General features: G+C 57.9%; 19 protein-coding genes and 2 pseudogenes. 7 read left to right on the top strand and 14 right to left on the bottom strand.

What is annotated here, in order from left to right:
- Positions 1–87: 87 nt before the first annotated feature.
- Positions 88–1,674, bottom strand: a complete 1,587-nt coding sequence (locus KSS91_RS13710; protein WP_033044478.1) for an ABC-F family ATPase — start codon at positions 1,672–1,674, stop codon at positions 88–90.
- 488 nt (positions 1,675–2,162) lie between these two features.
- On the opposite strand from KSS91_RS13710, the gene lpxO reads away from it, so the two are divergent.
- Complete coding sequence (gene lpxO / locus KSS91_RS13715) at positions 2,163–3,062, top strand: lipid A hydroxylase LpxO (protein ID WP_217838323.1); 900 nt, start codon at positions 2,163–2,165, stop codon at positions 3,060–3,062.
- Positions 3,063–3,112: 50 nt separating this feature from the next.
- On the opposite strand, the gene ku is transcribed toward lpxO, so the two are convergent.
- Positions 3,113–3,973, bottom strand: coding sequence for a non-homologous end joining protein Ku (gene ku / locus KSS91_RS13720; RefSeq protein WP_217838324.1), 861 nt, complete (start codon positions 3,971–3,973; stop codon positions 3,113–3,115).
- Positions 3,974–4,166: 193 nt separating this feature from the next.
- On the opposite strand from ku, the gene KSS91_RS13725 reads away from it, so the two are divergent.
- A complete protein-coding gene (locus KSS91_RS13725; RefSeq protein ID WP_217838325.1) occupies positions 4,167–4,514 on the top strand; it encodes a hypothetical protein in 348 nt (115 codons plus the stop codon).
- Positions 4,515–4,577: 63 nt separating this feature from the next.
- Positions 4,578–5,729: a PQQ-dependent sugar dehydrogenase gene (locus tag KSS91_RS13730; RefSeq protein WP_217838326.1), complete on the top strand. Its 1,152-nt coding sequence runs from the start codon at positions 4,578–4,580 to the stop codon at positions 5,727–5,729.
- A gap of 96 nt (positions 5,730–5,825) precedes the next feature.
- Here KSS91_RS13730 and KSS91_RS13735 read toward each other — a convergent pair whose 3' ends face one another.
- Positions 5,826–6,926 (bottom strand): GNAT family N-acetyltransferase/peptidase C39 family protein, encoded by a 1,101-nt coding sequence (locus KSS91_RS13735; protein WP_217838327.1) that lies wholly within the window; start codon positions 6,924–6,926, stop codon positions 5,826–5,828.
- Between the two features lie 93 nt (positions 6,927–7,019).
- Between KSS91_RS13735 and KSS91_RS13740 the strand changes: the two genes are divergently transcribed.
- Both KSS91_RS13740 and KSS91_RS13745 read left to right on the top strand, forming a co-directional pair.
- Complete coding sequence (locus KSS91_RS13740) at positions 7,020–8,606, top strand: RimK family ATP-grasp domain-containing protein (RefSeq protein WP_225923751.1); 1,587 nt, start codon at positions 7,020–7,022, stop codon at positions 8,604–8,606.
- Positions 8,607–8,613: 7 nt separating this feature from the next.
- Positions 8,614–9,537: a magnesium transporter CorA family protein gene (locus KSS91_RS13745; protein WP_217838328.1), complete on the top strand. Its 924-nt coding sequence runs from the start codon at positions 8,614–8,616 to the stop codon at positions 9,535–9,537.
- 133 nt (positions 9,538–9,670) lie between these two features.
- Here the strand turns inward: KSS91_RS13745 and KSS91_RS13750 are convergent, their stop codons facing one another.
- Entirely contained in the window at positions 9,671–10,006 is a 336-nt protein-coding gene (locus KSS91_RS13750; protein ID WP_217838329.1) for a DUF2834 domain-containing protein, read from the bottom strand.
- Positions 10,007–10,252: 246 nt separating this feature from the next.
- Between KSS91_RS13750 and ilvA the strand changes: the two genes are divergently transcribed.
- Complete coding sequence (ilvA, locus tag KSS91_RS13755) at positions 10,253–11,266, top strand: threonine ammonia-lyase, biosynthetic (protein WP_217838330.1); 1,014 nt, start codon at positions 10,253–10,255, stop codon at positions 11,264–11,266.
- Between the two features lie 31 nt (positions 11,267–11,297).
- On the opposite strand, the gene eco is transcribed toward ilvA, so the two are convergent.
- A complete protein-coding gene (eco, locus tag KSS91_RS13760) occupies positions 11,298–11,780 on the bottom strand; it encodes a serine protease inhibitor ecotin (protein ID WP_015095019.1) in 483 nt (160 codons plus the stop codon).
- Between the two features lie 294 nt (positions 11,781–12,074).
- Between eco and KSS91_RS13765 the strand changes: the two genes are divergently transcribed.
- Positions 12,075–12,341, top strand: a complete 267-nt coding sequence (locus tag KSS91_RS13765; protein WP_217838331.1) for a DUF1652 domain-containing protein — start codon at positions 12,075–12,077, stop codon at positions 12,339–12,341.
- Here the strand turns inward: KSS91_RS13765 and KSS91_RS13770 are convergent.
- The 9 genes and pseudogenes from KSS91_RS13770 to KSS91_RS13810 form a co-directional block, all read right to left on the bottom strand.
- Positions 12,338–12,733 carry a hypothetical protein gene (locus tag KSS91_RS13770; RefSeq protein ID WP_217838332.1) on the bottom strand — a complete coding sequence of 132 codons (396 nt, stop codon included), beginning with the start codon at positions 12,731–12,733 and terminating at the stop codon, positions 12,338–12,340. The genes KSS91_RS13765 and KSS91_RS13770 overlap by 4 nt on opposite strands.
- A 91-nt stretch (positions 12,734–12,824) precedes the next feature.
- Positions 12,825–13,091 (bottom strand): DUF2790 domain-containing protein, encoded by a 267-nt coding sequence (locus KSS91_RS13775; RefSeq protein ID WP_217838333.1) that lies wholly within the window; start codon positions 13,089–13,091, stop codon positions 12,825–12,827.
- A 289-nt stretch (positions 13,092–13,380) separates the two neighbouring features.
- On the bottom strand, positions 13,381–14,325 hold the full coding sequence (locus KSS91_RS13780; protein WP_217838334.1) for a carbohydrate kinase family protein: 945 nt from the start codon (positions 14,323–14,325) through the stop codon (positions 13,381–13,383).
- Positions 14,326–14,338: 13 nt separating this feature from the next.
- Positions 14,339–15,096: pseudogene (locus KSS91_RS13785) on the bottom strand (FGGY-family carbohydrate kinase); the annotation flags it as partial.
- Entirely contained in the window at positions 15,087–15,587 is a 501-nt protein-coding gene (locus KSS91_RS13790) for a hypothetical protein (RefSeq protein ID WP_217838335.1), read from the bottom strand. The gene KSS91_RS13790 and the pseudogene KSS91_RS13785, both read right to left, overlap by 10 nt.
- Before the next feature lie 204 nt (positions 15,588–15,791).
- Positions 15,792–16,079, bottom strand: a pseudogene (locus KSS91_RS13795) (cupin domain-containing protein); the annotation flags it as partial.
- Between the two features lie 108 nt (positions 16,080–16,187).
- Entirely contained in the window at positions 16,188–17,066 is an 879-nt protein-coding gene (locus tag KSS91_RS13800) for a phosphatidylinositol-specific phospholipase C domain-containing protein (protein WP_217838336.1), read from the bottom strand.
- A 178-nt stretch (positions 17,067–17,244) separates the two neighbouring features.
- Positions 17,245–18,120 (bottom strand): PI-PLC domain-containing protein, encoded by an 876-nt coding sequence (locus KSS91_RS13805; RefSeq protein ID WP_217838337.1) that lies wholly within the window; start codon positions 18,118–18,120, stop codon positions 17,245–17,247.
- Between the two features lie 203 nt (positions 18,121–18,323).
- Positions 18,324–19,628: a glycosyltransferase gene (locus KSS91_RS13810; RefSeq protein ID WP_217838338.1), complete on the bottom strand. Its 1,305-nt coding sequence runs from the start codon at positions 19,626–19,628 to the stop codon at positions 18,324–18,326.
- Positions 19,629–19,690 lie beyond the last annotated feature (62 nt).

Consider the following 19,690-nt stretch of genomic DNA (forward strand, 5'->3'; position numbering starts at 1 on the left):
AAAATCCTGGCCATGAAACACAAAAAGCCCCGTCACATGGACAGGGCTTTCAACTTGCAGCTTGCGGCTTGAAACCAATAGCTGCCCTTAGAACACCACACCCTGGCTACGCAGGTAGTCGTCATAGGTGCCGCTAAAGTCGGTCACGCCGTTCGGGCTCAACTCGATGATGCGGGTGGCCAGGGACGATACGAACTCACGGTCGTGGCTGACGAAGATCAGCGTGCCCGGGTAGTTTTCCAGCGCCAGGTTCAGCGCCTCGATGGATTCCATGTCCAGGTGGTTGGTCGGTTCGTCCATCACCAGTACGTTCGGCTTTTGCAGGATCAGCTTGCCGAACAGCATGCGGCCTTGCTCACCACCGGAAATGACCTTGACCGACTTGAGGATCTCGTCGTTGGAGAACAGCATGCGGCCCAGGGTGCCACGAATGATCTGCTCGCCCTGGGTCCACTGGCCCATCCAGTCGAACAGGCTGACATCGTCTTCGAAGTCATGGGCGTGGTCCTGGGCGTAGTAGCCCAGCTCCGCACTTTCGGTCCACTTCACGGAACCGGCGTCCGGGGTCAGCTCGCCCATCAAGGTACGCAGCAGGGTGGTCTTGCCGATACCGTTCGGGCCGATGATCGCCACGCGCTCGCCGGCTTCGACGGTGAAGCTGAAGTTCTTGAACAAGGTCTTGCCGTCGAAGCCCTTGGACATCTGCTCGATGGTCACGGCCTGGCGGTGCAGTTTCTTGGTCTGTTCGAAGCGAATGAACGGGCTCACGCGGCTCGATGGCTTGACTTCGGCCAGCTGGATCTTGTCGATCTGCTTGGCGCGGGAAGTGGCCTGCTTGGCTTTCGAGGCGTTGGCCGAGAAGCGGCTGACGAACGTTTGCAGTTCGGCGATCTGGGCTTTCTTCTTGGCGTTGTCCGACAGCAGTTGCTCGCGGGACTGGGTCGCCGCGGTCATGTATTCGTCGTAGTTGCCCGGGAACAGGCGCAGCTCGCCATAGTCCAGGTCGGCCATGTGGGTGCAGACGCTGTTGAGGAAGTGACGGTCGTGGGAAATGATGATCATGGTGCTGTTACGCACGGTGAGAATCGATTCCAGCCAGCGAATGGTGTTGATGTCCAGGTGGTTGGTCGGTTCGTCGAGCAACAGCACTTCCGGGTCGGAGAACAGCGCCTGGGCCAGCAATACGCGCAGCTTCCAGCCCGGAGCGACTTCGGACATCGGACCGAAATGCTGTTCCAGGGGAATACCCAGGCCCAGCAGCAACTCACCGGCGCGGGATTCGGCGGTGTAGCCGTCCATTTCAGCGAATTCGGTTTCCAGCTCGGCCACGGCCATGCCGTCTTCTTCGCTCATTTCCGGCAGCGAATAGATGCGGTCGCGCTCGGCCTTGACCTTCCACAGCTCTTCGTGACCCATGATCACGGTGTCGATCACGGTGAATTCTTCGTAGGCGAACTGATCCTGGCGCAATTTACCCAGACGCACGTTCGGCTCCAGCATGACCTGGCCGCCGGACGGCTCCAGGTCACCGCCGAGGATTTTCATGAAGGTCGACTTGCCGCAACCGTTGGCGCCGATCAGGCCGTAACGGTTGCCACCGTTGAACTTGACCGAAACGTTTTCGAAGAGCGGCTTGGCGCCGAACTGCATCGTGATGTTAGCTGTAGAAATCAAAGGTTTTTCCTGCGAAGCATTCAGAGTAGCTAGGGTTGCGGCAGTACCGGTTCAGTACCCGTTTCCACTGTCCGGTCCGCGGGACATTCATCCCGATCGGCAGTGGAAGTTCAATCTGGCATTAAGTGGACAGCAGCATGTGGCGCGCCTGGCCCGAGTCGATGTGCGCTGAAAGGGGAATTTCCCGCTTTCAACCTGGTGGCGCGTAAAGTTTGGCGGCGATTGTACTGGTCTGGCTCTTTAAACGATAGGGCGTTGAGGCCGCAGTGACGTTTCGGCGGATTTTGTGGACAGTTTTTCACAGTTACAGGTTAACTATTGGTTACAAACTGTGGCTAAAATGCCATCTGTCGGCCAAGCGCCGATCGTCGGTGTAGCTCAATGGTGCTACAGGGCCGCTGTTTCGTTTTCAGCCGCTGCACAAGACCCGGAGACCGGCATTCCGGTAAAGGGCGCAGTTTGTTTTCTTCTGACGTGTGACGATTTCCGTGAAACTGATCATTGCCGTTATCTACGTTGTCTCTATTGCGTATGTCCACCTGCGTGGCCAAGTGCGCCATAAGCTGGGCCGCCAGTTGAGTGATCACTCGACGTTTCTGGCGCCGATCAATTGCTTTCTTTATCTGTTTTCGAAAATCCCCAACAAGCCCTATCTCGACCCGGCCGACTTCCCCGACCTGAGTCCGCTGCAGGCGCACTGGGAAGAAATTCGTGCCGAAGGCCAGAATTTGCTTCGGGCCGGCCAGATCAAGCGTTCGGACCAGTTCGATGACGTGGGTTTCAACTCGTTTTTCAAGACCGGCTGGAAGCGCTTCTATCTCAAGTGGTACGGCGACAGCCATCCATCGGCCATGAAGCTCTGCCCGCGCACCACCGAACTGGTGCAGGGCATTGGTTCGATCAAGGCGGCAATGTTCGCCGAGTTGCCACCGGGGTCCAGACTGGTGCGTCACCGCGACCCGTATGCCGGTTCGTACCGTTATCACCTGGGTCTGGAAACCCCCAACGCCGAGGGTTGCTACATCAATGTCGATGGCCAGGACTATCATTGGCGCGATGGCGAAGCGGTGATGTTCGATGAGACCTACATTCATTACGCAGAAAACACCACGCAGCAGAACCGTATCATTTTGTTCTGCGACGTCGAGCGGCCGATGAAATACAGGTGGGCAGCAGCATTCAATCGCTGGTTCAGTCGTCATGTCATGTCGGCGGCGGGTGCGCCAAACGAGGCGGGCGACAGGACCGGCGGCCTCAACCGCCTGTTCGGCAAGATCTACAAGGTTCGCCTGCATGGCAAACAACTGAAAAAACGCAACCGCAAGCTTTACTACCTCGAAAAGTGGTCGATCTTCGCGGGGTTGCTGGTGGTCATCATTCTGATCTGAGTGGTATGTCCGGGCGGCGTCCAGACGATGAGGCCGGTACATCCAGCCAATCACTGACCGGCTTTCTTCTTCGCGGCCGGTTTGCTGTTCGCCTTGGGCTTTGCCGTTGCCTTCCCCGCACCCTTGCTGCCCAGGCTACGCTTGAGCAGTTCGGTCAGGTCAATGACATCCGCCGTTTTACGTAGCTCTTCACCAGAGGCGGTCTCGACGTCTTCGATCTTGCCTTCATGGGCCTTCTTGTCCACCAGGGCCATGATCTTGTCCTCGAAACCATCCCGATAGTCTTGCGGCGACCACTGGGCGCTCATGTCCTCCACCAGGCGCCTGGCCATGTCCAGTTCGCCCTTGGCCAGTTCCGGCCGGGTCACTTCGCTGCCCAGCGCCAACTCATCGAGGCTGCGAACTTCCGCTGGCCAGCGCAGCATCACCAGCACCAGCGCCGACTCCAGCGGCATCAGCGCGGCCAGGTGCTGTCGCGTATGCAGTACCACATGGGCGAGGGCGACCTTGCCGGTTTTGCTCAGGGTTTCGCGCAGCAGGGCATAGACCTTGCCGCCGCGCTTGTCGGGCGCCAGGTAGTAGGGCGTGTCGATGTTCTGCAAGGGAATCTGCTCGCCGTCGACAAAGGAAAAAATGTCGATGGTCTGGGTCGAGAGCGGGTGAGCGCTGCGGATCTCCTCCTCACTGAGCACCACGTACCGGCCCTTTTCGTATTGCACGCCCTTGACGATGTGCTCCTTGGTGACTTCCTTGCCCGTGACCTTGTTGACACGCTTATAGCCCACCGGGTCCATGCTGCGGCTGTCGAGCCAGTCGAAATCGACGCCCCGGGAAGACGTTGCCGAGACCAGCGCCACGGGGATATGCACCAGTCCGAAGCTGATTGCGCCTTTCCAGATTGCCCGTGCCATGGTCGTCTACTCGCGAGTGATGTTCAGGTGACCTGCGGCCTCGAGCAAAAGTTTCCGTGGTCTTTGGGGCCGTTCCTTTAACCGGATCAACGTCGTGTTACATCTTGCCGGGGAGGTTTTTGTTAACAAATACGAACCCCGGGCGTAGCGTGATATCGAAGTCCTTATCCACGTGACGTAGCGAGGCACCGCCATGAACCGATACGTGTCTGGCGCCATTGCGCTGGCCCTGAGTGCTGTACTGGGCCCAATGGTCGAGGCCGATACCTCTGCTTCGCTGCGCATGGCCCAGAATCTGCCGGGCAACACCAACAACAATCCTTACAGCAGCCCGATCAACCGGGCCAACCCCAACAGCATGCAAGGCACTCGACCCAGCGCCCCGGCCATTCGCGGGCCCAATACCGTGCCGGTCCCGCGCCCGCCGACACTGGACAACGGCGGCATCGGTAATCGCTATCCCGAGCGCAGCGCTCCCGCCAGCCCACCGACATTCATTCCCAATCCTGCGCCACGAGACACCGGCACCGGCAACCGTTGAGCGGCCGGCATGACGTGTGCCCAGGTTTTTTCCGTCCTCATGATCATCAGAAAAGGAGTCTGCATGTTGCGTAAAAACTCATTGGCAATCCTCTGTACCAGCGTATTGATCACCGCCACAGTCCCTGTGCTTGCCGCGCCCACCCAGACGATGAAAAGCGAAGAGGGCACACTTGAGGTGACCCCTGTCGTGACGGGACTGGAGCACCCCTGGGCGCTGGCATTCCTGCCGGATGGTAAAAGCATGCTGGTCACCGAGCGGCCCGGCAACCTGCGGCTGGTCACCGCCGATGGCAAGCTGTCGGCACCGCTCAATGGCGTGCCAACGGTCTGGACCAAGGGGCAGGGCGGCTTGCTCGACGTTGCGTTGTCACCCGATTTCAGAAAGGACCGGATGGTCTACCTGTCCTATGCCGAAGGGGGTGGAGAGGACAATAAGGCCGGTACTGCGGTGGGGCGCGGCCGGCTCTCCGACGATCTGACGGCAATCAAGGACTTCCAGGTGATCCTGCGCCAGGAACCCAAACTCTCGCAAGGCAACCATTTCGGTTCGCGGCTGGTGTTCGATCGAGACGGCTATCTGTTCGTGACGCTGGGGGAAAACAACGAGCGCCCGACCGCCCAGGACCTCGACAAGCTGCAAGGCAAGGTGGTGCGAATCTACCCGGACGGCACGGTGCCCAAGGACAACCCCTTTGTCGGTCAGGCCAACGTGCGCCCGGAAATCTGGTCCTACGGCCAGCGCAACCCGCAAGGTGCGGCGCTCAACCCGTGGAACGGTACGCTGTGGGAAAACGAACATGGCCCTCTGGGCGGCGATGAAATCAACATCATCCAGCGCGGCAGGAATTACGGCTGGCCACTGGCGACCCATGGCATCAATTACTCCGGTAAACCGATTCCCGAAGCCAGGGGTGAAACCCTTGAAGGCACCGTTGCCCCGAACCATGTCTGGGAAAAGTCCCCGGGACTGAGCGGCATGGCGTTCTACGATGCCGATCGATTCAAGGCCTGGCAACGCAATGTGTTCATCGGCGCGTTGGTCAGCCAGGAGCTGATCCGCCTGGAGTTCGATGGCGACAAGGTGGTTCACGAGGAGCGCTTGCTCGGGGCGTTGAGAAAGCGTATTCGCGACGTGCGGCAGGGGCCGGATGGGTATTTGTATGTGTTGACCGATGAAGAGGATGGTGCGTTGTATAAGGTCGGATTGAAGTGAAACTCACACGCCGCCTTCGCGAGCAAGCCCGCTCCCACAGGGGAATGCATTTCAAGTGTGGGATCGCGAAGGCTGTTGGAGCGACCACAAAAGCAGCTACTGCTTCTGTCCATACACAATCACAGCCGCCCTCAATTTGTCCCGGCCAAAGCTGCACATCTTCTCGAACTCCCCATGGCTGACCGGCAGGTGCTGGCAGTCCATGGCCTGGCGATGCTGGCTGTGGTCCACATCGGGATCGTGCAGATAGACAAATTCTTCATCGCAATCGGTCACTATCACCCAGTGCGGCGATTTGGAGCGGGTCAGGCGATAGCTGCTGATCAGCACCAACGGTTGCCCGCCATGCTCCAGCAGTTGCGCAAGATTCAGTGGCCCGCCGATCTCGCACACGACGTCGCTGGCAAGCAGCTGCGCGGTGAACTCTTCGTGCACCAGACGCATTACGTCTTTTTTATGCTCATCGCGCACCCCGTCAAGGAACAACGGCCCGGCCTTGCTCAGTTGCAGGCGCACCCGAAATTCGCGGCGCCAGGCCGCCAATGCCAGGCCTTGCGGGCTGCAGCCACCGTGGCCGGAGGTCATGAACACGGTGGTTGCTTCGCGCCAGATTTGCAGTTCTTCACGCCGCTCCGGCAAACGCCCCGGCTGCAACGCGCCCATGGCCATGAGCAGGCAGGCCGGACCGCAGGTGAAATCGGTGGTCTGTGGGTAGTAGGGTACTTGGATGTTGCGTGATTCGCGGTGCTGGAGGATGCGCTTTTCCAGGCGCAACGCATCGGCGTGGTCCTGATAATAGTCGTGGATCAGGGCAAAGCGCCGGTAACCGTTACGTTCATACAGGGCAATCGCCGCCGGATTGTCGATACGCACCTCCAGACGCAGATAGGCGCAATCGTGTTCCAGGGCAATGGCTTCGGTGCGATCGAGCAGTTGCTTGCCCAGGCCATTGCCCCGCGCCTGAGCCGCGATGGCTATCGAATAGAGACGCGCCAGCGACGTACCTCGATGGAAAAGCACCAGGGCGTAACCCAGCAGATGCTCGCCGCGCTGGGCCACGAGCAGTTGCCCGTTGGCGCGGCTGATCATCCATTGAAAGCTGCGACTGTTGAGCCGATCGGTGGTAAAGCACTGCTCTTCAAGTTGCAGCAGTGCGGGTAAGTCTTCTATTACCGCCAAACGAAAAACTGTATTCATACTGACCACCGTAAAAGTTGCGTAACGAAACGGGACTTTCGAAAAAGTTCGTGCTTAATAGGAAAGGTCTTGTTCTCCAACGGATCAATCACTATGTCAGCGGTACAAGGTCATTGGCGCGAAGTATCCGAGCAAACTTTGCCGACAGCAATCACTTCGGCAACTTATTTAAATGATTCCAATAAAACTTCCAGCCAGTTGATTATCATCGTCGAACGCAAGGAAGACTGGGCCTCCTATTTTCCCAGCGAGGACATCGTCACGGCCCAGGAGTATCTGGAACAAACCCGCGACAATGAGCAGGGCAAGCGCGTGCAGGTCATCAACCTGTGCCGCAGCTACAAGTACCTGGGGCACGGTTATTACTGCTCGCTGCTGGCTGAAGCCCGTGGGCACAAGGTCATTCCGTCGGTGCGAACCATCAGCGAACTGACCCGCAAATCCCTCTATGGCCTGGCGCTTGACGACCTGGATAAAACCCTGGAAAAAGCCCTCAGTCATCATGCTTACAGTGACACCGAAGGGTTTACCCTGACGCTGTATTTCGGCAAGACCAATATTGAACCCTTGCAGGATTTAGCCAGACAATTATTTGAAGTGTTTGCCTGTCCGATCTTGTTAGTTGAATTTCGCCGAACTAACGGCTGGCATATCGAAGGCATCAAGTCGGGTGCGTTGCACAAGTTGCGGGAGGATCAGGAAGATCAGTTTGCCCACTCCCTCGACAGTTTCAGTCGCAAGATCTGGCGCCAGCCGCGCTCACGGCGGCTGGCCCGCTACGACCTGGCCATCCTGCACGATCCCGAGGAAGCCCTGCCACCGTCGAATGCCAGGGCGCTGGACAACTTCGTCCGGGTCGGCCGGACCCTGGGCATCGATGTCGACTTGATCGAGCGCAAGGACTATGCACGGATTGCCGAATACGACGGTTTGTTGATCCGCGAGACCACCAGCGTCGACAACCATACCTATCGCTTCGCCAAGAAAGCCGAGAGCGAAGGGCTGGTGGTGATGGACGACCCGACATCGATCCTGCGCTGCACCAACAAGGTGTATCTGACCGACCTGCTCAAGAGTCATCAACTGGGCATGCCCGCCACTGAAATCCTCTACAAGGAGCGACCGGAAGACTTTGAGCGGGTTGGCGAACGACTGGGCTTTCCGCTGGTGTTGAAGATCCCCGACGGTTGTTTCTCCCGGGGCGTGATCAAGGTCGAGAGCCAGCAGGCGTTGCTCGAAGCTACCGCCGAACTGTTCGAACATTCGGTGCTGTTGCTGGCCCAGGAGTTCTTCTACACCGAGTACGACTGGCGCATTGGCGTGCTCAACCGCAAACCGATCTTTGCCTGCCAGTACTTCATGTCCAAGGGCCACTGGCAAATCTACAACCACAAGGCCAAGGGCCAGGACATCAACGGTGAATGCCGCACCCTGGCGGTTCACGAAGCGCCGCGCGCGGTGGTGGAGCTGGCGGTGAAGACGGCCAACCTGATCGGCGACGGCCTCTACGGGGTCGACCTCAAACAATCCGGCGACAAAGTGGTGGTGATCGAGGTCAACGACAACCCGAACATGGACGCCGGCATCGAAGACGCCTACCTGCAGGACGATCTGTATTCATTGGTGCTGGAAGAGTTCGTTCGGCGTCTGGAGCTTAAACGTCGCGGCCAGGCCTGGTGAAGCAGCGATGATCAAGAGTTTTCAGTTGAGCGGTGGAACGCTGCAGGCCGTCGAGCGACTGGATGCCGAGGTGGTGCTGTTCAGTCACCCCGATGCGGCCGAGCGCGACCTGCTGCACAGTCATTTCAAACTCGACGAACACGCCTTGGCCTCGGCGCTGGACCCTGACGAGGTGTCGCGTATCGAGTTCCATCCCGACAACCTGTTCCTGATCTGGAAGCGTCCGGACAGTTACTCCGGCGCCGACAACCTGGGGTTCCAGGTGTCGTCCTGTGGCCTGCTGTTTTCTCCGGGGCGCTTGCTGGTGATCGCCACCGATGACGCACCGCTCAACGGGCTCGGCAAGCGCCAGGCGCTAGACACGCCACTGGATGTCCTGCTCGATCTGCTGTTCAACAACATCCACCACTATCTGGGGCACTTGAAGGTGATCAAGCTGATCGCCCGGGAATTGCAGCAGAAATTCAACGCCTCGATGCAGAATCAGCATCTGATCCAGATGTTCAACCTCAGCGAGAGCCTGATCTATTACATCAATGCGATTCACAGCAATGGCGCCGTGCTGAACCGACTGCGCAATCATGCGCAAAAGCAGGGCTTCAACGCCGAGGCCATCAGCCTGATCGATGACCTGATCATCGAAAACAACCAGTGTTACAAGCAGGCGGAAATCTATTCGACGGTGTTCTCCGGCCTCATTGACGCCCGGGGCAACCTGATGAACAACAGCATGAACAACCTGCTGCGCAAGCTGACGTTGATCAACGTGGTGTTTTTGCCCTTGAACCTGATTGCGAGCATCGGCGGCATGTCCGAGTTCAGCATGGTGACAGCGGGAACGCCGTGGTGGGTATCGTACCCCTTGCTGCTGTCGACGATGATGATCGGGGCGGGGGCGATGGTAGTGGGGCTCAAGCGGTTGGCGAAGTGATGGCGGTGAGTCAGGCAATGATGATGTCGAATCTGATGACCCCTTCGCGAGCAAGCCCGCTCCCAAAGGGGATTTCAGTGGGCGCAAGACAAGTGTGGGAGCGGGCTTGCTCGCGAAAGCAATTTCAAGGTTTCTACAACTGTCGAGTCGCGGCAGGCAATTTCTTGCGATCCTGAACACCGCGAACCACCAGATACAACAATGGCCCAACCGACACAAACACAGCGGTGATCAATAGATAGGGCAACACCGAAAGCGTCGACAGCCCGCGCTTTCGCGCATCCCGGTACATCCAGATACCCGCCAGCGTCGCCAGCAAGTAAAGATCGATCACCACCTGCGCAGTATCGGGACGTGACATCAGGCTGATGCCGAAGTCGATCAGCGACTGTTCGGCCTGGAGCATCACCGAAACGGTATAGCCGGCAAAGGCGACCAGGACGATAAGGGGCAGGGCAATGGCATTCATGTGTTCCTTCCTTGGGCAATGACTGGAATCGGCAGCCTAGAGGGATCTGCACAAATTTGCCATTGACTTGCCATCAACGCCCGGCTAATTTCGAACCATGACTTCCACCGTATTGCGCTGCCAGCCAAGCATTATTACCGCCATTCCTCATTTGGCGGGCTAGCTCACGACTGCAGCACCCAACCCGCCCTCGAGGCGGGTTTTTACTTTCTGTCTCCCGGGCCCGATCAATGTCAGGAGACGACCATGAGTTTTACAACCGACCAGCAAGCCTTGCTTGAACGCTACGTCAAAAAAATCCTTGCCGCGCCGGTATATGAACTGGCGGTGCGCACGCCTTTGCAAGCGGCACCGGCCTTGTCCGAGGCACTGGGCAACCAGGTCCTGCTCAAGCGCGAAGACTTGCAACCGACCTTTTCCTTCAAGATCCGCGGCGCCTACAACAAGCTGGTGCAACTGAGCGATTCGCAAAAGGCTCGCGGCGTGGTCACGGCTTCTGCCGGTAATCATGCGCAGGGTGTGGCGCTGGCTGCGCGGGAGTTGGGAATCAGCGCCACTATCGTAATGCCTTGCACGACGCCGCAATTGAAGGTGATCGGAGTTCGTAGCCGGGGCGCCGATGCGGTATTGCATGGCGAAAGTTTTCCGTTTGCGCTGACCTATGCATTGGAGTTGGCCGGGGAAAGCGGGCGCACCTTTGTTTCGCCCTTTGATGATCCGGATGTGATCGCGGGCCAAGGCACGGTGGCCATGGAAATCCTGCGTCAGCATCAAGGGCCGCTGGACGCGATTTTCGTGCCGGTGGGTGGTGGGGGGCTGATCGCAGGCATCGCCGCTTACATCAAATACTTGCGGCCGCAGGTGCGCATCGTTGGCGTCGAATCGGAGCATTCCGCGTGCCTGCAAGCCGCGTTGCTGGCCGGTGAGCGAGTCATCCTGCCCAAGGTCGGCACCTTTGCCGATGGGGTGGCGGTGGCGCAGATCGGCGCTTACGGTTTTGAGGTTTGCCGGTTTTGCGTTGATGAGGTGGTGACGGTCAGCAATGATGAGCTTTGCACCGCCATCAAGAATATCTACGACGATACCCGCTCGATCACCGAACCTTCCGGTGCGCTGGCCGTGGCCGGAATCAAACAGTACGTGGCACGCAGCGGGATACGCGGCCAGACGCTGGTCGCCATCGACTCCGGTGCCAACATCAATTTTGACAGCCTGGGGCATGTGGCCGAGCGCGCCGCGTTGAGCAGCGCGCCGGCATGACTCTGGTGCAGGCCGATAACAGATGCCCGGGTTATTCCTGAATGGCCTTCTCGACCTTGTTCGACGCCGACCAGATTCGGTAGCGCACTTCGATGTCCTTGGGCACGTACAGCACGAGCGGCAGCTTGCTGTTGTAACGCAGCAGGAAGCCGTCACCGACCACTGGCACAAAACCCTGTTTGCTCGTGCCGTCCGGGCAGGCCATCAGCGTGCTCATCGGGCCAATGACTTTTTCCAGGCGATAGAAGGGGTAGCCCCAACCCTCGAGGTTTTTCTCTTCGAGAATGCCGCCCAGACGAGGGCGGTTGCAATCTACGGTCATGGTTTTGCCGGCCAGGATCTCGACCTGGAAGTCGTCTTCCCGGGGCTGTGGCGCCAGGTGAATCACCTGGCGGGTAAAGCCGCTCTCGGCTTTCGGATAGGGCGCGGTGTCTTCGAGTTTGGCGGCGTGCGCCACGCTGGCAAGCCCCAGTGCGAACAGCGCAGCGCCAGCGTTAACGGCCAAAGAATTCATGATGCCTCCTTGCTTGAAGTGAAGGGCGGCATTTTCACTGTCGTGTGGCACGAATGCAAACCCGCGGCGCCCAACGTGCAAACTGCAGGGGGCGCCAGGGGCGTATATTGCAAACTGCACGGCAGGTTTTACAGGTGACTGACCTAAACCCTTGAATTGCCGATGAGCTGCACTCCGAAATCCGGGGTATGTTTTATGCTGTAGCTGTCCTTGAAGCTTGCCGGGCTTTTATATGAGAGAGCATACGAGCGAGCGTTGATGTTGATTGGCAGTCTCACAAAGGAGAGGGTCGCCATGTTTCTTTCTGCCTTGGAACTTCGCCGTATCATCGAAACCAGCTTTTTACCCAAGCGTTGCGAGTGCACGTTGTCACCGGATCTGTTGATGACCGTGAAGGTTTATGCCGACGGGCAAACCGATCATCTCGATCTAAATGTCACCGGCATCGATGCCTCCGGACTCAATGGTTGTCGGGAAATAAACGAGTTGATTACCCAATTGCGTTCCGGACAGCATCACGTAGAAGTCGAGCCACACTCCATACTGTGCAAAGCGCTTTAACCTGCAGTTTCGAGTTCCACCGACACGTGCCGGGTCTGGAAGAATGCCAGGCCCAGCGCCAGTTCAAGCCCGACAGCCAGCAACATGCCCGGCCCGACATGGCCGGCGAGCCATTCGGCAAAACCCAGCACGGCCAATCCCCAGCAGCCGACGACGAAGCCGAGGCTCAGCGCATTGCGGGTTGCGCAAGGGGGGGCGTTGCGAACCAGGTAAGAGAGCACGCTAAACGCTGCGAACAGCACGGCGGTGCGGCGCGCGACCAATCCTGCCACGAATGAAAATTCGATACCCCAGAGCGACAGTAGCCATTGAGGTGCCAAACCCCAGACCAGGCTCAATAAAAGGCATAAGGCGGCGGTAAACATCGACAAGGTGCGAAACGAAAACTGCATGGCCAATCCTTGCGGGCAGTGAGGGGGGCGCTAGAGCATAGCGCCGCAGCCCTCAAAGGAATACTGCCAGGTATCAAATCAGACGTTTCGGTCAGCCTTGGTTCTCGCAGGCGTCGGAAAGTTTACGGTAGGTGATTTCTGCGGGTTTCCCCGTGTCATCGATGTACTTCATGTCAGCCTTCACCACTTTGCACTCCAGGGTGTCTGGCTCGGTCAGCGAAATCACTTTGCTGACATGCAATGGCATGCCGTAGTGATAGGGCACGGCCTGAGAGGTAGCGGTGTCATTGGCCTGGGCCAGGCCAGTAAACGCGGTGCAGGCGAGGGCGACGGTAACCAGCAAGATGTGAGTGTTCATCAGCGATCTCCAGTGCGTACGGGAAGTCAGTTCGATGTGTGGCCTGTCGAACCTGCCGCACCGGGCGTCAGAAAAGTCTGAGGGCGTGCGGTCCAGTGAAGTGTTGGACCGCACGGTTAAACGAGGGTTAACCCGGCTGAACGCCGCCTGTCGCGAAGGCGCGATCCTGTTTATCAGTTAAGACCATCGCGAGCAGGCTCGCGCCCACATTGCCCAAGCGTCGACACAAATGTGATGAACGACCCGCAACCCTGTGGGATCGAGCCTGCTCGCGAAGTGGCCCTCGAATTCAGCGCAGATCCAGCTGCTCCCGATAAGGCAGATCCGGCCCGGTCTTGCTGCACGTCAACGCCGCCGCCTGCACCGCGAACTTCAGCATGCCGTCAATCTGCTCGCGGCCAAGTTGCTTCACACCCTCCACCGAATCCAGTTGCTGCTCGGTCAACCAGGCAATCAACGCCGCTTGAAAGGTATCGCCCGCGCCCACGGTGTCGGCGATTTTTACCGCGCAGGCCGGAGCCGACCACGAGCCGTGAACCCGGCTGAACACGGTCGCGCCTTCGCCGCCCCGGGTCAGGAACACCAGCTGGCAGCGATGCTGCATCCAACCCTCGATCACTTGCGCCGGGTCCTGGCCTGGGTACAACAGATGCAGGTCCTCGTCGCTGACCTTGATCAGGTCGGCCAATTGCACCAGCGTCGCGATCCGTTTACGCCACCGTTCAATGTCCGGTTCCGGGTTCAGGCGCACGTTCGGGTCGAGGCTGATCAGGCGTTTGCCACTTTCCCGGCGAACCAGTGACAACAGGGTGTCGGCAATCGGCTGCACCACCAGGGAAAACGATCCGATATGCAGGCCGCGCACTTCAGGCCCGAGTGCAGGCAGGTGCTCCGGTTTCAACTGTCGATCGGCGCAACCTTCGCCACGGAAGCTGTATTGCGGCGAGCCATTGGCGCCCACGGCGACCATCGCCAGGGTGGTCGGCGCGGCGAAATCCAGCAGGAAGTCCTGGCGCACACCTTCATCCTGCAGCACCTGCAACAGGCGTCGGCCCAGGTAGTCGGTGGACAACCCGGCCAACAGCGCCGAATCCACGCCCAACCGGCGCAATCCCACGGCCACGTTGAACGGCGAGCCACCGGCGATGGCTTTGAAATTCACTTTGGACGCCAGACCGCCGGCGTCGTCTTCACTGAAAAAATCGAACAGCGCTTCGCCACACACCAGGTACATAGTTGTTCACTCTTCAAAGGGTTGCGACTTGCTGTCGATAGCGTTCATAAGCCTGCTGACTGGCTTGTACATTGTCGGAGACCGGCAGGGTTTCACCGGCCGGGTCGAGTTTTACGCAACGCTCGCACAAGTCCGCCAGGCTGAGTCCGTTTCCGTTTGTCCAGGATACGCACCAGGCCGCCTGGATCGCCGCACCCAGGGCCGCGGCCTCGCTTTGTTCCGTGCAGATCACGGGGGTATTCATGATGTCGGCGACGATCTGCCGCCACACCGCGCTTTTCGAACCGCCACCGATCAGCCGAATGCTGCGGCTTTGTAAGCCATTGTGGCGTAGCAGGTCCAGTCCGTAACGCAAACCGAACGTCGTGCCTTCGACGACCGCGCGGCACAGGTTGGCCCGGGTCAGGTTGCTCATGGTCAGGCCCGACAGGCTGCCGCTGGCATGGGGCAGGGCGGGTACCCGCTCGCCGTTGAAGAACGGCAGCATGCTCACGCCTTCGGCACCAATGGGGGCTTTGGCAACCAGTGCGTTGAACTGATCGATGTCGAGGTCCAGCAGGTCGCGAATCAGGCCGGTGGCGTTGGTCAGGTTCATGGTGTAGATCAATGGCAGCCAGCCGCCACTGGAAGAACAGAACGTGGTGACTGCGGCCTCCGGGGCGCGACATTCGGCTGATCGGCATAGGCGTACACCGTGCCTGACGAGCCGAGGCTCATGGTGATTGCACCGGGCCGGATATTGCCGGTGCCGATGGCCCCCATCATGTTGTTGGCAGCACTTTGGCTGATACTATTTTGCACTGATGGAGAAATGCTGAAATGCGAGTCCATACTTTGCGTCGCCGCACGGGCGCTTGTACCTGGATTGACTCAATCGACATGGTTTGTCCGGTGGCCAATTTAAACTGCACGAAGAATTTTCCATCCGCATCGGCTTTTGCACCTGTAATCAGGTACGAGCTGTGCTGACGAGAAGGCAGCCCCTGAATCTCGTGGACACCAGCGGGATGCTCAGCAATCAATGTTTCGCCGGGAAGAAGACCGCGGAGGCGGATCAGCACCCGGACGTCAATCGACGGCGTAAGTTGCTGCCCAAAATCCCGCCGGGCGCGGGTTGAAAACCAGCAGTTTTTGTTGGCGGTGTCATCCTGTTTTATTTCACCTCCGCCCGTCCATCCCTGGGTGTCTCCCGGTGTGTCGAAGCGTGCGTATTCGTCGATGTTTGTTGGGGTGATGGAATCTTGCGAGGAATCGGGGCTCATGGTCTGAGGTCTCGATGTGGATGACAGGGTTGCTGCAAGCATGGATAACCCATCACGGCCAAACCACTGTCAAAACTGCCAGTTGCGACCAGCGGCTATCCCTGGTTTTGCTCGGTCAGCCGCTGCACCACCAATCGCCGGTAATGCGAAGGCGTCATGCCCTTGAGCTGCTGGAAGCGCCGGTTGAAGTTGGAAATGTTGTTGAAGCCCGTCGCGCTTGGGCACCACTTCGTCCTCGGCCACCTGGCTGATCCAGTTATGGGGCAGGTTGGGGCCGGTCAGGAACAGGGTTTGCGGATAGAAGTTGCCGATATAGTCGCCAATGAATACCTTGCCGGAACTGGCGACGATCAGGTGCAGCTCGTATTCCTTGTGGAAATGCCAGCGCACCAGCGGGCAGGGGAAACCATGCTGGCGGTAAATGATGGACAAGCCGTTGTGGTCGTCCATCAATTCGTAGGAAGGATCGGTGACTCTGGCATTACGGGGCATGTCGATACACTTTTCTTGTTATCGCGTCCTGATCATGCCTCTTGTGCGGGGGCTAATGCCAGTTGTCGACGTTGCGAAACCTGACAGGAGCCTTCTCGGCTTTCGGTACTATCCGGGATTTCTGGCTTTTCTGGCATTTATCAAGCTCGCGCTACGGCAGTAGGCAACCAGTTGCGACTCCTCCATGAAATCGACATTGATAATGTTGCACCTTTCGCTTAGGTCGTGGGTGGTGGGGTCAAACCAGTTATCCAGTTCATCATGGATATCGACGGGGCCTCCAACCTTTGAGTAGCTTGTGGCGGACAGTGACCACAAGCTGGTACGGGGAGGTGGCGTCCTCAACACGTTGATGATGTGCTGCTCCAGTTCCTTGACACTTGTGTCGCCAATTCCGCTCCATTTGTGTTCGATTTTCTCGCAGAACCAGGCGGGATTTAACTCCGGATGTTGTTGGGCCGTTACCAGAACTCGCTGCTTGCCGCTGATTTTCTTAAGCTCGCCAAGTGGCAGGCCTCTATTGCCGGTAGGGATTATTCTCTCGCCAAGATAACGGAGCATCATCTCGTTGAAGAGTGCATAGTCGAACGATTGTTGCCCGTCCTTGAGTTGATGAAAATCCAGAATCACAAACTCGTCAGGGTTATCGCGCAAAAACAGATTCACTGCAGCAAATAAAGCTAACAGGTTACGAGATGAGCGATAGCCATTGTGCTGGAACCGGAATTTTTCAAACTCTGTGGCCGGGCCGTCAAAGTCCAGTCGTAAATCGAGTGCGCGTGAACCGTTGTTGAGTTGAGCTGCGAACGAATCGTGCTGGCAGGCCAGCCAGTGCGCGCCGGGGATCAGTGGATAGCTCGCTTGCCGGTCGCACCCTGCATTGTGTGTGCCGGGTAGCGTAAGTTCACCAAGCGAGAGGTTATCGATTGCCGGTGTAGCGCTCATCCAGTTATTGAGTGCGTAATCGTCTCGGGTCGTATTGTTCATAAATGCGTCCTTGCATTGATTGGTGAATAATAAGTTGCGCCAAAGTAGTGTTGATTGAATGCGGTCAAGTATTTTGTCGTGGGACGCGCGCGGTCAATCATCAACTTCATACGGGATGTTGGGTAGCGGCAGGCCAGCGAGCGCGAGTTGTGCGCACTTTGCTGTTTGCTCGCCTCGATCATGTTTTGTGCAGTGAGGGGCCGTAAACGGCCTTCATGCTGCTGGCACTCCAGCAGTAACGGACAATTTCAGATGTGTCGAAAAAGTCGGTATTGATGATGCTGCAACGCGTCACCCAGTCTGCGGTGGTATTGAACCAGTCGTTGATCTCTTCTTTGATATTCCTTGGCCCGCCAAATAGCGTGTAGGCAGTTGCCGACAATGACCAAAAAAATGTGTCGTAAGACGCATTTTTCAGGGTTTTCGCAATATAGGTCCGCAGATCGCCGGAACTGGTGAATGAACTGTCGCGCCATTTGTGGGGGATACGCGGCCAGAAATAGTTATCGTCCAGACCAGACCTGAACTGCGCCGCCATGACAATTCGCCGCCTTGTACTGGAGCGCTTGAGTTCGCCCACGGTGGCATGCCTGTTGGCGGGAAGTATGACCCGCATCCCGAGTCGCCGCATTAGTTGGTCGTTGAGCTTCTTGTAATCGAAAGGCTTGCCGCCATCCCTGAGTTCATGAAAGTCCAGTACGAGGAATTCATCCGGGTTGTCATCAAGAAACGACAGCACTGCCTCGATCAACTCGTCCAGTACCCGACCCGAGCGATGGCCATTGTGTTGAAAGTAAAAAACCGCTTGCGGATCTTCCGCGTATTCGAGGCGAATATCCAAGGCCCGTGCGCCATTGGCCAGTTGCCAGGCAAATGAATCGCTCTGGCAAGTGGTCCAGTTACCGGTCACATCATCAAAATCAGGTGCTTTTTTGTCCATCCCGGCGTTATGGGTGCAGGGCCAGACAATATCGGTGAGTCTTAATCTGTCTACGTCGAGGATGTTGCTCATCCAGTTCTGTTTGTAGATAAATTCCGTTTTTTTGACTGTCATGGTTTCTCCTTTGTCTGAATGCACTGGCAACCTGAAGGCTTCAAGTTCAAGGCAGCCCGAAACTATCCGGAGTGACAAAGGAAGTGGTGTTACTTATCTACAGCGTCGCGGAGCCTTGAATAGGTTAGCCACCCTGAAATGCAAAACGCCGACGGAATTCAGTGAGTATCCTGTCGGCGTTTTGATGGGGATATGGGCGAGCGCTACAAGGTGTGTGCTTGATTGCGATTTTTTTCCTCGATCCATTGCGCCATGTACTGGGTACTTTTGTGTTGATGATGGCGCAACATGCTGCCGGTAAAGTTATCGCGCCTGATCTGTGGCAGATGCCTCTGGCATTCGATCAGCCTTTCGATCAACGCAGGGCCATGGGTGGACTGCGGGTAGCGGCTGCTCAATAGGTGACGGGCCTGGGCCTGGGCGACAAGCCACTGCGCCTTGTCCTGATAAAGCCGCACGGCGCTGTCGGCGAACTCGCGCGCCGTACGGGTTATGGCACCGGGCCAGGGCTCTTGATCGTGCATGGCTTCGGCGCCCACTGGCGTGGTGACATTGGGTGTTCCACAGAGCATCGCATCGACGATCTTGCCTTTGATGCCGGCGCCGAAACGCAGCGGTGCCAGGCACACCCGAGTCTTCGACATCACCTGCAAGGCATCTTCTGCCCAGTTAAGCACATGAAAGCCCTGTGCCGCGTTGTGCAGGGCAGTGGCCTTGGGTGGGGTGTACGCGCCATAGATGTGCAACTGCGCATCAGGCAGTTGCGCGCGAACCAGCGGCCAGATCGCGGTTTTCAGCCAGAGCACGGCATCCCAGTTGGGCGCATGGCGAAAGTTGCCGATGTGCAGGAAATGCGCGCGATCTTCGTACTCTACTGGCGCGCCGGCCGGAAGATCGACCATCAATGGGCACCAGTGCAACAGACTGCGCGGGATCCTGAACTGCTCGACCAGCAATTCGATTTCCACTTCGGAAACCATCAGCGTCAAATCACAACGATAAAACGAGGCGATCTCGCGCTTGGCCAGATCGGTATTGGCCATGTGTTCAAACTCTTCACGCGACGCCGGGGCGAACAGGCCGCTGAAGTCATTGTTGTCCTCGCTGGCCTTCAAGCGCTCCTTGAGGCGTTGATGCCGACCCTGCCTGAGGCTTTGCAAGTCGCAACTTTCCAGCACGCGCAACGCATCGGGACAATACTTCTCGACCCGCCAACCGAACTGTTCCTCCATCATGAATTGATCGAACAACACGATGTCCGGCGCCAGTTCACTGATGAAGGTGTCGAAACTGCTGTTGTTCAGCTCGATGGGTACTTCACGAATACCCAGCGCCGTCAGGTCTGCGCGCTGTTCGCCGAAACCTGCCGGGCTGCTGAAGGTGATGTCCCAGCCTTGCTGCAGGAAAACCTCGAGAATCTGCATGACATGCCCGCTGGCCGCCGAAGAACGGGGCTCGGGCCAGACGTAACCAATGACCAGGACTTTGGTTGCGCGGGGCTCAATCATGTACGGAATTTCCTTGAAGCGAAGACAGGGCAGGGACAAAAACGGCGCGCATTAAACCACAG

The organism is Pseudomonas azerbaijanorientalis (assembly GCF_019139795.1).
GTDB classification, from domain to species: domain Bacteria; phylum Pseudomonadota; class Gammaproteobacteria; order Pseudomonadales; family Pseudomonadaceae; genus Aquipseudomonas; species Aquipseudomonas laurylsulfatiphila.